Source organism: Streptomyces sp. NRRL S-350, from assembly GCF_000719705.1.
Taxonomy (GTDB): Bacteria; Actinomycetota; Actinomycetes; order Streptomycetales; family Streptomycetaceae; genus Kitasatospora.
Window position 1 is genome coordinate 1 of sequence record NZ_JOHO01000103.1, and the last position, 13,633, is coordinate 13,633.

General features: G+C 71.5%; 14 protein-coding genes. 9 read left to right on the plus strand and 5 right to left on the minus strand.

Annotation, left to right across the window (positions count from 1 at the left end; genetic code table 11):
- Positions 1-116 precede the first annotated feature (116 nt).
- Genes IF30_RS0138585 through IF30_RS0138595 form a run of 3 tightly spaced genes read right to left on the minus strand, consistent with a single transcriptional unit; the run spans position 117 to position 3,345 of the window.
- Positions 117-1,193 carry a threonine aldolase family protein gene (locus IF30_RS0138585; protein ID WP_030247456.1) on the minus strand — a complete coding sequence of 359 codons (1,077 nt, stop codon included), beginning with the start codon at positions 1,191-1,193 and terminating at the stop codon, positions 117-119.
- The gene (locus IF30_RS0138590; protein WP_030247458.1) at positions 1,190-1,948 is read right to left on the minus strand and encodes an SDR family NAD(P)-dependent oxidoreductase; all 759 of its coding nucleotides are present in this window, start codon (positions 1,946-1,948) and stop codon (positions 1,190-1,192) included. The genes IF30_RS0138585 and IF30_RS0138590 overlap by 4 nt, the downstream gene beginning before the upstream one ends.
- Positions 1,945-3,345, minus strand: coding sequence for a DUF6421 family protein (locus IF30_RS0138595; protein WP_030247460.1), 1,401 nt, complete (start codon positions 3,343-3,345; stop codon positions 1,945-1,947). The genes IF30_RS0138590 and IF30_RS0138595 overlap by 4 nt, the downstream gene beginning before the upstream one ends.
- 495 nt (positions 3,346-3,840) lie before the next feature.
- Between IF30_RS0138595 and IF30_RS0138600 the strand changes: the two genes are divergently transcribed.
- The 5 genes from IF30_RS0138600 to IF30_RS0138620 all read left to right on the plus strand — a co-directional run bounded on the left by IF30_RS0138600 (position 3,841) and on the right by IF30_RS0138620 (position 8,415).
- Entirely contained in the window at positions 3,841-4,728 is an 888-nt protein-coding gene (locus tag IF30_RS0138600; RefSeq protein ID WP_030247462.1) for an ABC transporter substrate-binding protein, read from the plus strand.
- A gap of 32 nt (positions 4,729-4,760) precedes the next feature.
- Positions 4,761-5,705: an amino acid ABC transporter permease gene (locus IF30_RS0138605; protein WP_030247463.1), complete on the plus strand. Its 945-nt coding sequence runs from the start codon at positions 4,761-4,763 to the stop codon at positions 5,703-5,705.
- On the plus strand, positions 5,702-6,457 hold the full coding sequence (locus IF30_RS0138610; protein WP_030247465.1) for an amino acid ABC transporter ATP-binding protein: 756 nt from the start codon (positions 5,702-5,704) through the stop codon (positions 6,455-6,457). Before IF30_RS0138605 ends, IF30_RS0138610 begins: the two co-directional genes overlap by 4 nt.
- 282 nt (positions 6,458-6,739) lie before the next feature.
- Positions 6,740-7,294, plus strand: a complete 555-nt coding sequence (locus tag IF30_RS0138615; RefSeq protein ID WP_030247467.1) for a DUF5134 domain-containing protein — start codon at positions 6,740-6,742, stop codon at positions 7,292-7,294.
- A gap of 173 nt (positions 7,295-7,467) precedes the next feature.
- The gene (locus IF30_RS0138620) at positions 7,468-8,415 is read left to right on the plus strand and encodes a M56 family metallopeptidase (protein ID WP_030247468.1); all 948 of its coding nucleotides are present in this window, start codon (positions 7,468-7,470) and stop codon (positions 8,413-8,415) included.
- Positions 8,416-8,538: 123 nt separating this feature from the next.
- On the opposite strand, the gene IF30_RS0138625 is transcribed toward IF30_RS0138620, so the two are convergent.
- The gene (locus tag IF30_RS0138625) at positions 8,539-8,958 is read right to left on the minus strand and encodes a MarR family winged helix-turn-helix transcriptional regulator (protein ID WP_030247470.1); all 420 of its coding nucleotides are present in this window, start codon (positions 8,956-8,958) and stop codon (positions 8,539-8,541) included.
- An 86-nt stretch (positions 8,959-9,044) separates the two neighbouring features.
- Between IF30_RS0138625 and IF30_RS0138630 the strand changes: the two genes are divergently transcribed.
- Together IF30_RS0138630 and IF30_RS46070 are read left to right on the plus strand one after the other, a co-directional pair.
- Positions 9,045-10,559: an MFS transporter gene (locus tag IF30_RS0138630; protein WP_030247472.1), complete on the plus strand. Its 1,515-nt coding sequence runs from the start codon at positions 9,045-9,047 to the stop codon at positions 10,557-10,559.
- Positions 10,560-10,788: 229 nt separating this feature from the next.
- On the plus strand, positions 10,789-11,394 hold the full coding sequence (locus tag IF30_RS46070; RefSeq protein WP_037902733.1) for a TetR/AcrR family transcriptional regulator: 606 nt from the start codon (positions 10,789-10,791) through the stop codon (positions 11,392-11,394).
- A gap of 184 nt (positions 11,395-11,578) precedes the next feature.
- Here IF30_RS46070 and IF30_RS0138640 read toward each other — a convergent pair whose 3' ends face one another.
- Entirely contained in the window at positions 11,579-12,445 is an 867-nt protein-coding gene (locus IF30_RS0138640; protein WP_030247475.1) for a helix-turn-helix domain-containing protein, read from the minus strand.
- A 418-nt stretch (positions 12,446-12,863) separates the two neighbouring features.
- On the opposite strand from IF30_RS0138640, the gene IF30_RS0138645 reads away from it, so the two are divergent.
- Both IF30_RS0138645 and IF30_RS46075 read left to right on the plus strand, forming a co-directional pair.
- The gene (locus IF30_RS0138645) at positions 12,864-13,448 is read left to right on the plus strand and encodes an ATP-binding protein (protein WP_234323005.1); all 585 of its coding nucleotides are present in this window, start codon (positions 12,864-12,866) and stop codon (positions 13,446-13,448) included.
- Between the two features lie 74 nt (positions 13,449-13,522).
- The coding region (locus IF30_RS46075) for a transposase (RefSeq protein WP_420791203.1) at positions 13,523-13,633 on the plus strand (111 nt) is incomplete at its 3' end.

A 13,633-nucleotide genomic window follows, 5' to 3' on the forward strand; every position in this document is an offset into this window, starting at 1 on the left:
GCTTTGCCGCCCCGGTCTCCCGCGGCGACTCCGGAACTGTACGGGGACGGGCCCGCCACATGCAAATCGCCCCCGCCCGGGCTTCCGGGCAGGGGCGATTCGTTGTTCGAGCACCGTCAGGCGCGGCCCATCTCCTCGGCGATGGCCGCCGCGAAGGCGTCGATGTCGGCCTCCGTGGTGTCGAAGGAACACATCCAGCGCACCTCTCCGGTGTGCTCGTTCCAGAAGTAGAAGCGGTAGCGCTTCTGGAGTCGCTCGCTCACCTCGCGAGGCAGGATCGCGAAGACGGCGTTCGCCTGCGCGGGGCGGACCACCTCGACGCCGTCGATCTTCCGGACCGCCGCCTCCAGGCGGCTGGCCATGGCGTTGGCGTGGCCGGCGTTGCGCAGATAGAGGTCGCCGGAGAGCAGCGCCTCGAACTGGACCGACAGGAACCGCATCTTCGACGCCAACTGCATCGAGGTCTTGCGCAGGTACTTGATGTTGCGCACCCGCTCGGGGTTGAGCACCACCACGGCCTCGCCGAACAGCAGGCCGTTCTTCGTCCCGCCGAAGGACAGGACGTCGACGCCCACGTCCGTGGTGAAGGCGCGCACCGGCTGGCCGAGCGAGGCGGCGGCGTTGGCCAGACGGGAGCCGTCCACGTGGACGAGCATGCCCAGCTGGTGGGCGTGCTCGGTGATCGCGCGGATCTCCTCGACGGTGTAGAGGGTGCCGAGCTCGGTGCTCTGGGTGATGGAGACCGCGAGCGGCTGCGCGCGGTGCTCGTCGCCGTAGCCCCAGGCCTGCTGGTCGAGCAGTTCCGGGGTGAGCTTGCCGTCCGGGGTGGGGACGGTGAGCAGCTTGATGCCGCCCATCTTCTCCGGGGCACCGCCCTCGTCCACGTGGATGTGGGCGGTTTCGGCGCAGACCACGGCGCCCCAGCGCGGGAGCAGCGACTGGAGGGCGACCACGTTGGCGCCGGTGCCGTTGAAGACGGGGTAGGCCTCCGCCTTCTCGCCGAAGAGACGGCGGAAGACGTCCTGGAGGTGGGCCGTGTAGTCGTCCTCGCCGTAGGCGACCTGGTGGCCGCCGTTGGCGAGGGCGATCGCGGCGAGGACCTCCGGGTGCACGCCGGCGTAGTTGTCGCTCGCGAAGCCGCGGACGGCGGGGTCGTGCCGCCGTACCGCGTCGGTACGGGTGAGGTCGGTCATCGGGCTGTCAGCCACAGGTGCTGTCCGTTCAGTTCTGCTGCGGGGCGGTCCCAGAGGCCCGCCAGGTGGTCGGCGAGGTCCGCGGTGTCGGTGAAGCCGGCGAACTTCGCCTCCGGCTTCTCGGCCCGCATTTCGGGGCTGACCAGCGCCTTGATCACCAGGATCGCAGCCGCCGCGGTGGGCTCGCCGTCCGGGGCGGTGGTCTCCTTCTTGAAGGAGTCGGCCATCGCGAGGGTCCAGGCCTCGGTGGCGGCCTTGGCGGCTGCGTAGGCGGCGCCGCCGGCGGTCGGCTTGTGCGCGGCGGCGGCGGAGATCATCGCGTAGCGGCCCGCGGCGCTGCGGACCAGCGCGGGCTGGAAGGCCAGCGAGGTGTGCTGCAGGGTGCGCACGACGGTGTCGTGCAGGAAGTCCCAGTCGTCCAGTCGGCTGTCGAAGAAGGTCTTGCTGCCTCGCCAGCCGCCGACCAGGTGGAACAGGCCGTCGACGTGGCCGTGCTCGGACTCCAGGTGGTCGGCCCAGTCGTGGACCTCCTGCGGGTCGAGCAGGTCGATGACCTGGCCGCTGACCTTGGCTCCGCGTACCGCCACCCGGGTGGCGTCCAGCGCGGACTCCAGGCGCTGGGGGTCGATGTCGGCGCCGATCACGGTGGCGCCGTCGGCGGCGAGGCGGCGCAGCACCGCGCGGCCGGCCGGGCCGCTGGCTCCGGCGACGGCGACGACCTTGCCGGCGAGCGGGGCGTTGGTGGGGGTGGTCATGCGGCGGCTCCCTGGTTACCGGCGCCGGTGATGCCGGCGGTGGCGGCGATGACGCCGCCGAGCTTCTTGGACAGGGCCTCGTAGAACATGCTCAGCGGGAACTCGTCCGGGAGCACGGCGTCGCACAGGGCCTTGTTGAGGGCCTTGCCCTCGGTGATGTCGAGCGGCAGGGCCTCGGGGCCCTTGGCCCACGTGGAGGCCGGGTGCGGGGTGAGGTAGCGGGAGACCAGCTGGTAGGCGGCGATCCAGTGAGCCGGCTTGGGCCGGTCGATGCCGTCGCGGTACAGGGTCTCGATCTCGCCGCAGAGTGCGTTGGTGACCTGCGGGGCGCGCTCCCAGTCGATGCTGAGGCGGTTGTCGCGCCAGCGCAGCGCGTCGTGCTTGTGCAGGTAGGCGAAGAGCAGCTGGCCGCCGAGACCGTCGTAGTTGCGCACGCGGTCACCGGTGACCGGGAAGCGGAACAGGCGGTCGAAGAGGATCGCGTACTGGACGTCGCGGGCGTGCGGGTTGCCCTCGGTCTCCAGCTTCACCGCCTCCTTGAAGGTGGTGAGGTCGCAGCGCAGCTCCTCCAGGCCGTACATCCAGAACGGGCTGCGCTGCTTGATCATGAAGGGGTCGAACGGCAGGTCGCCGTGGCTGTGCGTGCGGTCGTGGACCAGGTCCCACAGGACGAAGGTCTCCTGCGCGCGCTGCTGGTCCTGCAGGAGGCCCTCGGCGTCGGCGGGGATCTCCAGACCGAGCTGCTGGACGGCGCTCGTGGAGACGGCGCGGAAGCGGGCGGCCTCGCGGTCGCAGAAGATGCCGCCCCAGGTGAAACGTTCCGGCGCCTTGCGCACGGAGACCGTCTCGGGGAAGAGGACCGCGGAGTTGGTGTCGTAGCCGGCGGTGAAGTCCGTGAAGGTGATCGGCACGAACATCGGGTTGTCGAAGCGGGTGCGCTCCAGCTCGGCCAGCCAGTCGGGCCACACGACGCTCAGCAGGACGGCTTCCAGGTTGCGGTCCGGGTTGCCGTTCTGGGTGTACATCGGGAAGACGACCAGGTGCTCCAGGCCGTCCTCGCGCTGCTCGGCGGGCTGGAAGGCGAGCAGCGAGTCCAGGAAGTCGGGCTCGCGGTAACCGGTGTCGGCCCACTTGGCGAGGTCGGTGTCGACGGCGGCCAGGTAGGCGGCGTCGTGCGGGAAGTGCGGGGCGAGCTCCTTCACGGCGGCGCGCACGGTGGCGACGATCGGGTCGACCGTGTGCCGCTGGACGGCGGCCAGGTCGATCGAGCCGTCCTTGGACTGCAGCGGGCGCAGGGCCTCGACGGCCTCCTTCAACCGCAGCCAGGCCGGGTGGCCGGCGAGGGGCGAGACCGGGGCGTCGGCCGCCGCTGCGAGCCTTGGCGAAAGATTCTGCATCGTGGACTCACTTCGACAGGAGTTATTTCAACGGGGACACCATAAGTACGAAAGGTTCTCCCGTTCAAGGGGGTCCAGACCGACAAAGCTGCGGCGAGCCGCCGCTCCGGCCTGAAAACCTGCGCCGGAGACCGGTTGTCCGGCATGTGGACGGTGATCTGGATGTTCTGGACAGATGCGCTGTGGTGATGCGAACCTCCCCGCATGCTCCCGGCGGTGATCACGGTGGCCGTACGCCACGACAGCCCGTTCCGGGCGCCCTCCCGTCGGCATGCCGACCCCCGCTGTCGCGCGCGCGGGCTGTCCTGTCGCTGTTGTCGCTGTCGCTGTCGCTGCTGCTGATCCAGGCCCGTACGCCGACCATGCCGTGTGTGTTCCGGCGCCGCCACCGGGGGGAAGTGACCCGCCGGGAGCCGGCCCGTCCGCTCGGCACCCGGCCCCCGCGCCCTCCCGCACTCTCCGCCCCGCCCCGGTCCTTCCTCCCCTGGAGCCCACATGACCCGCCGCAAGCCGTCCGCCGTACTCTCCCTCGCCGCGCTGGTCGCCACCGCGGCCGCGCTCGGCGCGTGCGCGCCGCAGAGCACCACGTCCGACGCCGCCTCCGGCGCCCCGGGAGCGGCCGGTACGGCGGCGGGCTGCGCGCCGGGCGCGCTGGCCACGCGCACGGCGGGGACGCTGACCATCGGCACCGACAAGCCGGCGTACGACCCGTGGTTCTCCGAGGACAAGCCCGAGAACGGCAAGGGCTTCGAATCCGCCGTGGCCTTCGCGGTGGCGGAGCGGCTGGGCTACCCGAAGGACAAGGTCAACTGGGTGGTCGCGCCGTTCGGCAAGGCGACCGCACCGGGCGCAAAGGACTTCGACTTCGACCTCAACCAGGTGTCGATCAGCGACGAGCGCAAGCAGGCGGTGGACTTCTCCTCCGGCTACTACGACGTGCGGCAGGCCGTCATCGCGCTGAAGAACTCCAAGGCCGCGACCGCCAAGAGCATCGCCGACCTCAAGGGCGCCAAGCTCGGCGCGCAGGTCGGCACCACCAGCCTGGACACCATCACCAACACCATCAGGCCGAGCAGCGGGCCCGCCGTCTTCGACTCCAACGACCTCGCCAAGGCCGCGCTGAAGAACGGCCAGATCGAGGCCCTGGTGGTGGACCTGCCGACCGCCTTCTACATCACCGGCGCCGAAGTGCCCGAAGCCCAGGTCGTCGGCCAGTTCGAGGCCGCCGGGCAGGGCGAGCAGTTCGGCCTGGTGCTGGACAAGGGCTCCAAGCTGACCGGCTGCGTGACGCAGGCCGTGGACGCGCTCCGGGCGGACGGCACGCTGGCGAAGCTGGAGAAGCAGTGGCTCTCCGACGCCGTCTCGGCACCGGTGCTGAAGTGAGCGCTGAACTGAGTGCCGAACCGGGCCCCGGCATGAGCGGGGAGGCCGGCGGGGAGGCCAGCGGGAACGCGGCCGACGACGCGACGACGGCCGGGACGGCGCGGTTCGCCGGGACGGGCCCCGAGGAAGACGGCTACCGCCCCTCCGAGCGGCGGCTCGCGCACGAGGCGTACCGGCGGGCCCGGGCCCGCCGCTCGGCGCTGATCGCGGCCGCGTCGACCCTGGCGACGGCCGCCGCGCTCTACCTGCTGATCGTCAACTCCCCCGGCTGGGAGGTGACTCGGCGCACCTTCTTCAACCTGGGCTACGCCCGGCAGGCGCTCCCCGAGGTGCTGAAGGGACTTCGGCTCAACCTGGAGCTGATGCTCGGCTGCGGTGTGCTGATCATGGCGTTCGGACTGCTGCTCGCGGTGCTGCGGACACTGCGCGGGCCGGTGTTCCTGCCGGTGCGGCTGCTGGCCACCGCGTACGTGGACTTCTTCCTCGGGCTCCCGATGATCATCTGCCTGCTGGTGATGATCACCGGCGTGCCGGCGCTGCGGCTGACCGGGGTGACCACCGATCCGCTGCTGCTCGGCGGGGCCGCCCTGGTGCTGACGTACTCGGCGTACGTGTCGGAGGTGTTCCGTTCCGGCATCGAGTCGGTGCACCCGAGCCAGCGGGCCGCGGCACGCTCGCTGGGGCTGACCAATGCGCAGACGATGCGGTACGTCGTACTGCCTCAGGCCGTCCGGCGGGTGGTGCCACCGCTGCTGAACAACCTGGTGAGCCTGCAGAAGGACACCGGCCTGGTCTCGATCGGCGGCGCGATCGACGCGGTGTACGCGGCGAAGATCATCGCCGCCCGTTCCTTCAACTTCACGCCGTACCTGTTGGCAGGTCTGGTGTTCATCGTGCTGACCATCCCGCTGACCCGGTTCGCCGACTGGCTGACCACGCGGATGAACCGGCGGCAGTTCCAGGGAGGTGCGGTGTGACGGCGGAGGTGCTCCGGCTGGAGGCGGTGCGCAAGACGTTCGGCTCTCACGTGGTGCTGCGAGACGTGGACCTCGCCGTGCCCGAGCACTCCGTGACGGCGCTGATCGGGGCGTCCGGCTCCGGGAAGTCCACGCTGATGCGGTGCGTCAACCTGCTGGAGGGCATCGACGACGGCGCGGTCTTCCTGGACGGCGAGGAGATCACCGATCCCCGCGCGGACGAGGACGCCGTGCGGCGGCGGATCGGGGTGGTGTTCCAGTCCTACAACCTGTTCCCGCACCTGACGGTGCTGGAGAACATCACCCTCGCGCCGCGCCGGGTGCACGGGGTCGCGCGGGCCGAGGCGGAGGGGCGGGCGCTGGAACTGCTCGACCGGCTCGGACTGGCGGCCAAGGCGACGGAGTACCCGGACCGGCTCTCCGGCGGCCAGCAGCAGCGCGTCGCGATCGTGCGGGCGCTGGCCACCGGGCCGCGGCTGCTGCTCCTGGACGAGATCACCGCGGCGCTCGACCCGGTGCTCGTCGGGGAGGTGCTCTCGGTGGTGCGGGACCTCAAGGAGCAGGGAATGACGATGGTCCTCTCCACCCACGAGATGGGCTTCGCCCGCGAGGTCGCCGACCAGGTCTGCTTCCTGGACGACGGGGTGGTGCTCGAGCAGGGGCCGCCGGAGCAGGTGTTCGGGGATCCGCGGGAGGAGCGCACCCGGCGGTTCCTCAGCCGGGTGGTCGCCTCGGGGCGCCTTCAGGGCTGAGCCTGCGGCGACGGCCTGCCGGTGTGCGGCCGGGGTTTCACCACGCCGGGCACCACTGTGCGCCCCCTTACGCGCCTGGCCCTGCCGGGTGACTGCGGTGATCGTGGACCGGACGACTGTCGCCGCGTGCGGGTCGGCGAACAGACGACAGAAGACAGACGACAGGAAACAGCAACAGAAGACAGCTGACGGATTCCGTCGTCCGCTACCTGTTGCCACCTGTCCGTCGCTTCCGCCCGTTGTTCGCCGCCCGCCGCCGCCCACCGCCCCGGGAGGCCGCCGTTGCACGGACCCGCCCTGGTCAACTGGCTCCTCGCCCTCCTCACCGCCGCCGTCGGTGCCGCCTGTCTGGTCAGACTGCGCCGCTCCTCCTGCACCCCGGCCGGTACCCACCGTCCGCTCGCCCGGGAGTCCGACGCCGCCGAAGCCCTGATGGGGCTCGGCATGGCGGCGATGGCCGTCACCGGCGCAACCGTCCCCGCCGCCGTCTGGGCCGCGCTGTTCGGCGTTCCCGCCGCCGCCTTCCTACTCGCCGCCGCCCACGCCCCGGCCGGCCGGGCTCATCGGCTGCACCACGCGGTCGGTGCCCTCGCCATGACCTACATGGCCCTCGCGATGGGGGCGGCCCCCGGCCACCAGCACCACCACGCCACCGGTCAGGGCCTGCCGCTGCTGACCGGCGCCCTCCTCCTCTACTTCGGCGCGTACACCGTCCGGGCCGGCAGTCGCCTGTTGCACACTCCGGCCGGCAACCTCGCGGTCGGCACCGCCGGGCTGCCGCAGGCCTGCCGACTCACCATGGGCATCGGCATGTTCGCCATGCTCCTGACCATGTGATCCGCTCGGCCGCGCGACAAGACCCGCGACGCTCCGCCACACCCCGCAACGCCTCGCCGGCCGGGTGGCGTTGGTCACTGGCCGCCGGAAAGCCGTTCCACCGGGCGTCGCCAGCGCATAGGTTGGCGGGGAGCGCGTTGTCGCGTTCCGTGCGTACTCGGGGAGCCCATGCGATGCCTGCCCTGATCGGCCTGCTGCTGCTCGGACTGCTGCTCTCGACCGTCGCGCCCCGGCTGCTGGCCCGGGCCCGCTGGGTGGAGCGCGAACCGGTGCTGGCGCTGCTGGTGTGGCAGTGCCTCGTGGTCGCGGTGCTGCTGTGCTGCGCGCTGGGGCTGGTGCTGGCCGGCTCCGCCGCCCTGCCGGAACTGCGCGCGCTGGTCTTCTCGGGCGCGCCGCACGGGGTGGAGGCCGCGTACGAGCTGCAGGATGCCGAGGGCTGGGGTCGGCTGTGCGCCGCGGTGCTGGCGGCGGGCGGGGTGCAGACGGTGTTGGCGCTCACCCGCGAGGTCCGGACGGCGAAGGCGCTGCGCGATCGACGGCACGCCCAACTGGCGAGTCGTGCGCCGGAGTTGCCGGAGTCCATCGAGACCGCCCGGAGCCGCCGGGAGCGGCTGGTGGTGCTGGAGAACGTCCGCCCCGAGGCGTGGTCGCTGCCCGGCCCCGACTCCCGCCTGGTGGTCACCACCGGCGCCCTCCAACAGCTGACCGCCCGGGAACTGGCGGCCGTGCTGAGTCATGAGCGCGGTCACGTCCGGGCCCGGCACCACTGGTTGCAGCAGTTCGCGCAGGCGCTCGCCTCGGGCTTCCCCGGGGTGGGCGTGTTCAGCGCCTTCCGGGACCAGGTGGCCGAACTGGTCGAGCTGGCGGCCGACGACCGGGCCGCCCGCCGCCACGGTCGGCACACCACTGCCCTCGCCCTGGCCGAACTCAACCTGGGCCGGGGGGTGTTCGGCTCCTGCCCGCCCGGTCTGGCGCAGTCCCCGAAGCGGGTGGACCGGCTGCTCGCGGGCCGTCCGCGGCTCACCGTCCCGCACCGGCTGCGGCTCACCGTCGCGGCCCTCGCCGCTCCCACGGCCGTCGTCCTGCTTGCCGTCGCTCCGGGGCTGCGCTCGCTCCTCTGAGCCGAACGGGCGCGGGAGAAGCGGGAGAAGGGGAGACTGGCGCCTTGCCGGTCCTGCCCGATCAGCTCGACTCAGCTCGAACCGGCTCGACTCAGCTCGACCCCGTCCGACGGCGGCGGGCGCTCAGCAGGCCGGGCCGAGCTCGCCACCGAGGGTCAGCTCCAGCACTTCGCGGTGGAGTGGCCGGGCCTGGTGGTAGCGCTCGAGGCCGGCCTCGGTCAGGGTGAGCACGATGCCCCGCCGGTCCTCCTTGCACATCGCCCGGGTGACCAGCCCGGCCTTCTCCAGGCGGGCGATCAGCCGGGAGAGCGCGCTCTGACTGAGGTGGACGGTGGGGGCCAGATCGCTCACCCGCACCGCGTGTTCTCCGACGGCCGCGCATCCCTCGACGAGGCGCTCCAGCACCTCGAACTCGCTCATCCCCAGCCCGAACTTGTCGCCCAGCTCGCGGTCGAGCAGGCAGGCAGCCGCAGCGTGCCGGGCCAGCAGCTCGCGCCACTGCGCGACGAGACCGGCCTCCACCGAGGGTTCGAGTTCAGCCACGCGACCACGATACCACATGCATCGTAAATTAATGCGTTCACATCTAATTCACTTGCATTGAATGCATGTGCATGTACTGTCCTCTCATGACCACCGCGACCGTCACGTCACCCGACGCCCCGTCAACCAGCGGGCTGCACTGGACACCCCGCCTCTGGGGCACCCTGATCGTGCTCTGCGCCGCCATGTTCCTGGACGCCCTGGACGTCTCCATGGTGGGCGTCGCCCTCCCCTCCATCGGCTCCGAGCTGCACCTGTCCACCTCCACCCTGCAGTGGGTGGTCTCCGGCTACGTGCTCGGCTACGGCGGCCTGCTGCTGCTCGGCGGCCGCGCCGCCGACCTGCTCGGCCGGCGCCGGGTCTTCCTCGTCGCCCTGGCCGTCTTCGCCGCCGCCTCACTGGTCGGCGGCCTCGTCGACGACGGCGGGCTCCTGATCGCGGCCCGCTTCCTCAAGGGCGTCAGCGCCGCCTTCACCGCCCCGGCCGGCCTGTCCATCATCACCACGACCTTCGCCGAGGGCCCGGCCCGCAACCGGGCGCTGTCCATCTACACCACCTGCGGCGCCAGCGGCTTCTCACTCGGCCTGGTGCTGAGCGGCCTGCTCACCTCGGTCGGCTGGCGCTGGACCTTCCTGATGCCCGTCCCGGTCGCGCTGCTCGCCCTGGGCCTCGCGATCCGCCTGCTCCCCCGCCGGGCCGAGGAGCCCGCCAAGGGCGGCTACGACATCCTGGGCGCGATCACCGGCACCGCGACCGTGCTGCTGCTGGTGTTCACCGTCACCGAGGCGCAGGGCGCCGGCTGGCTGAGCCTGCGCACCCTCGGCTCGCTGGCCGTGGTCGCCGCGCTGGCCGCCGCCTTCCTGCGGGTCGAGAGCCGCACCGCCCACCCGCTGGTCCGGCTCGGCATCTTCCGCAACGGCTCGGTCGCCCGGGCCAACCTCGTCGCCTTCACGATGACCGGCGCGTACGGCGGCTTCCAGTTCGTGGTCACGCTCTACCTGCAGCACCTGCTCGGCTGGTCGGCCCTGCAGATGGCACTGGGGCTGCTGCCGGCCGGTGCGTTCATCGCCCTCTCCGCGCCGTTCATGGGCCCGATCGTGGACCGCTTCGGCACCGGGCGGCTGCTCCCGCTCGGCCTCGCCGCCCTGGTCGGCGCCTTCGCCCTCTTCCTGCGGCTGGACGAGCACAGCTCCTACGTGGCCTTGGTCCTGCCCTCGATGCTGCTGCTCGGCGTGGGCTTCGCCCTCGCCTTCCCGTCGGTGAACATCGCCGCGACGGACGGCGTGGCCGACGAGGAACAGGGCCTGGCCTCGGGTCTGGTGAACACCGCGATTCAGGTCGGCACCGCGGTGGTGCTGGCCGGGGCGACCGCGATGATCACGGCCGGCAGTGCGGGCGGCGACAGCCCGCAGGCTCAACTGGACGGCTACCGGCCCGCGCTGGTGTTCGTCACGGCGGTCGCGCTGGTCGGCCTGGCGGTCGCGGCGGTGGGAGCCGTGGTCGACCGGCGGCGCAAGGCGATCCCCGTGTCCGTGCCGGATTATGATTACCAGTCAGCCGGGGCGATGACGACTCGCACCGAAGTCCTCACCAGGCGCTGATCCTCGGGCCCCGTCCGGGGCCGACTCCGGCCGCCAGGCCATGGCACCGGCTCCACCAAACCCCCGTGTTGGTGGAGCCGGCCGTCTTCGTACCGGGCCGACCGGACGGCGCCCGGCGGGGGCGCGGTTCCACGGTGCGGCTGTCGGCTCCGCAAGTATATTGGCTCGGAGTCAACGAACGTTCGGAGCAGACACGATGGCACCTCGGGGGGATTCGGTCAATGAGGAGATGCGGCAACGCTCCCGCCGACGCATCATGCGGGCCACCGTCGAACTGGTTGACCAGCGCGGTTATGCGGGCACCACACTGACCGACATCGCCGAGCGGGCCGGTCTCGCCCGTGGCCTGCTGTCGTACTACTTCGAAGGCAAACGACTGCTGATGCAGTCCGCGACGCACCGGCTGATGCACCAGGCACTGGCCGGTGCACTGGCGGAACTGGCCCCCGGCACCACCCCCGAGGCCCGGCTGGCCCGCGCCATCGACGCCGTCCTCGGACTGGCGCTGGACCACCCCAGGGTCATGCGCTCACACCTGGCACTGATCCTCGACCCGGACGCCGGCGCCTTCGTCCAGGACCCGGAGCAGCAACAGCTCGGCGCCATCCTCCAGGGCCTGCTGCGCGACTGGGGCGCCCCCGACCCGGTCGCCGAGCACGCGGTGCTGCGCAGCGCGCTGATGGGCGGCTGCATCGGAGTACTGCTGCCGGGCGCCGAGGTCCCGCTGGCGCCGATCCGCGCCGACCTCTTCCGCCGCTACGAGCTGGCCTGGCACCTCGGCAGGCCGCCGCAGCCGAGCCCGCCGGAACGCGAAAGGCCGCCGGCCCGCGCCTGACGGCGGGTGGGCGGCTTGCCCGTGGGGCCCCTTCGACGGCGACAGCGCGGCCCACCGGTGGCGACCTGCCAGTGACCGACAGCCTGCCCGTGCGCGGTGGCGGGTGGCGGCCCGGCGGGTGGCGTCCTGCCCACCGAGGACCACGCGGGCGAGACTCCGCCCGGGCCCCCGGACGGCAGGTGGCTCAGCGCTCCTTCAGGATCGAGGCCAGCAGGTCCACCGTGCGCTCCGGAGTGAGGCTGTCCACGCAGAGCCGCTCCATGACCTGGATGTAGGCGTCGACGTCGTCCCGCTTGTCGAGGTAGAGCGCACTGGTGAGCTGCTCGAGGTAGACGACGTCCGCGAGGTCCTGCTCCGGGAAGCGCAGGATCGTGAACGCCCCGGACTCGCCCGCGTGCGCCCCGAACCGGAACGGCATGACCTGGAGCACCACATTGGCCTGCTCCGCGACATCGATCAGGTACTGCACCTGACCGCGCATCACCTTGGGGCCGCCGACCGGCCGGCGCAGGGCCGCCTCGTCGATGACCGCCCAAAGGCGCGGGCTGCCGCCCTCGGCCAGCAGCTTCTGGCGGCGCAGCCGGAGGCTGACCCGCCGTTCGACCTCGTCCTCGCTGATGACCGGCCGGCTCTGACCGAAGACCGCCCGTGCGTACTCCTCGGACTGCAGCAGCCCGGGGATGAACTGCACCTCGTACGTGCGGATCAGCTGGGCGGCCTCCTCCAGGCCGACGTAGGTCTGGAACCAGCCCGGCAGCACGTCGTTGAAGCTGTGCCACCAACCCGACTTGTTGGCCTCGCGGACCAGACCGAGCAGGGCTTCCCGCTCGACGCCGTCGTCGACGCCGTACAGACTGAGGAGGTCGGCGACGTCGCGCTCCTTGAAGCTGACGCGGCCGAGTTCCATGCGGCTGATCTTGGACTCGGAGGCGCGGATCGCGTAGCCCGCGTCCTCACGGGTGATGCCGCGCGTCTCACGTAGGCGACGCAGCTGGGAGCCGAGGAGGATCCGGCGGACCATCGAGCCGCCGCCCGGCTGAACTGTGGTCATGCGGTCGAAACCTCCACCTAGGGCAAACAGCGCACAGTCTGCCATCAGTTGAGCGCTCACGGTGCCGATACTGACGGATGTTCCTATCAGTTCCACACCCCGCGCACCAGGATGCACGTGCATCCGGCGCTTGCATATGCCAATAGTGCGACTGCACGTGAATCGACTCTTGCATCTGCAGTGAGCGCACACCACCATGGTGCACGTGCACCTGCACATCCCTGGCAATCCCGCGGGCTCCGCGTCGACCCCACGCGCGACTCCGTGCACCGGCTCGACGGCGTCCCCCGCGCCACCGGGCGCTCGAGTGCGCGCGCGCCTGGTCGAGGGGGCGGCCGAGCGGCCGAGCGAGTCGGAGGTGACCGGCATGACCCCGGCGGGTCCAGCCGTGTCCGCCCCCTTATGGGAGGAGCTCTTCATGAGCACCGGTACGGCTTTGGCGGTTGACCCCCATGTGGTCACCTGTACGCTCGCGCCTCGCTTCGAAGCTGTCAGAACCGCGCGCGACTTCGCCCGGACCACGCTCCAACGCTGGGGACTGACGGAGCTGTTCGACGACGTCGCGCTGGTGGCCTCCGAACTCGTGACCAACGCGCTCCGGCACGCGATCGGCGCGCGGCCCGACCCGGCGGTCGGTGCCCGAAGCGAGTACGACTTTCCCACCCAGCCGACCCATGAGGGCCGACTGCCGATCCGAATAAGCCTGGTGCACCGCGCACCCCAGGTGGTCTGCGCGGTGAGCGACCCGAGCAGTGTCGGGCCGGTGGCACGGGAGGCGGACTTCGTCGCCGAATCCGGCCGTGGGCTGCACCTGGTGGAGTCCTTCAGCCGCTCCTGGGGCTGGCACCCGCTGGGCAGCGGCAAGGTCGTGTGGGCGATGTTCGAGGCGGATCAGCTCGGCGGCTCCCCGCTCGACGGACACCCCGAGATCGGCGGGCGGGCGGCGCTCGACGCGCTCGGCGGACCGCTTGAGCTCGGCGGACGGCACCGGCGCTCGGCCTAGGGCCTGTATGAGGTTGTGATCAATCTTCGGGTTTCTGTCCCGCGCTGGGGCAGAACCCGGTAGGACTGTTGAGTGTGACGCGCAGGCAACTCACGGACGAGCAGTGGAGTTTGATTGAGCCCTATCTGCCGATCGGCAGGTTTGGGCCGTACCCCGAACGACTTCGTGATCAGTTCGAGGGGGTG

Bases quoted from the DNA above. Each gene is read 5' to 3' on its own strand.
- IF30_RS0138605 (WP_030247463.1), top strand. From the start codon at position 4,761: ATGAGCGGGGAGGCCGGCGGGGAGGCCAGCGGGAACGCGGCCGACGAC.
- IF30_RS0138590 (WP_030247458.1), bottom strand. From the start codon at position 1,948: ATGACCACCCCCACCAACGCCCCGCTCGCCGGCAAGGTCGTCGCCGTC.
- IF30_RS0138620 (WP_030247468.1), top strand. From the start codon at position 7,468: ATGCCTGCCCTGATCGGCCTGCTGCTGCTCGGACTGCTGCTCTCGACC.
- IF30_RS46070 (WP_037902733.1), top strand. From the start codon at position 10,789: ATGCGGCAACGCTCCCGCCGACGCATCATGCGGGCCACCGTCGAACTG.
- IF30_RS0138595 (WP_030247460.1), bottom strand. From the start codon at position 3,345: ATGCAGAATCTTTCGCCAAGGCTCGCAGCGGCGGCCGACGCCCCGGTC.
- IF30_RS0138585 (WP_030247456.1), bottom strand. From the start codon at position 1,193: ATGACCGACCTCACCCGTACCGACGCGGTACGGCGGCACGACCCCGCC.
- IF30_RS0138645 (WP_234323005.1), top strand. From the start codon at position 12,864: ATGAGCACCGGTACGGCTTTGGCGGTTGACCCCCATGTGGTCACCTGT.
- IF30_RS0138640 (WP_030247475.1), bottom strand. From the start codon at position 12,445: ATGACCACAGTTCAGCCGGGCGGCGGCTCGATGGTCCGCCGGATCCTC.
- IF30_RS0138630 (WP_030247472.1), top strand. From the start codon at position 9,045: ATGACCACCGCGACCGTCACGTCACCCGACGCCCCGTCAACCAGCGGG.
- IF30_RS0138600 (WP_030247462.1), top strand. From the start codon at position 3,841: ATGACCCGCCGCAAGCCGTCCGCCGTACTCTCCCTCGCCGCGCTGGTC.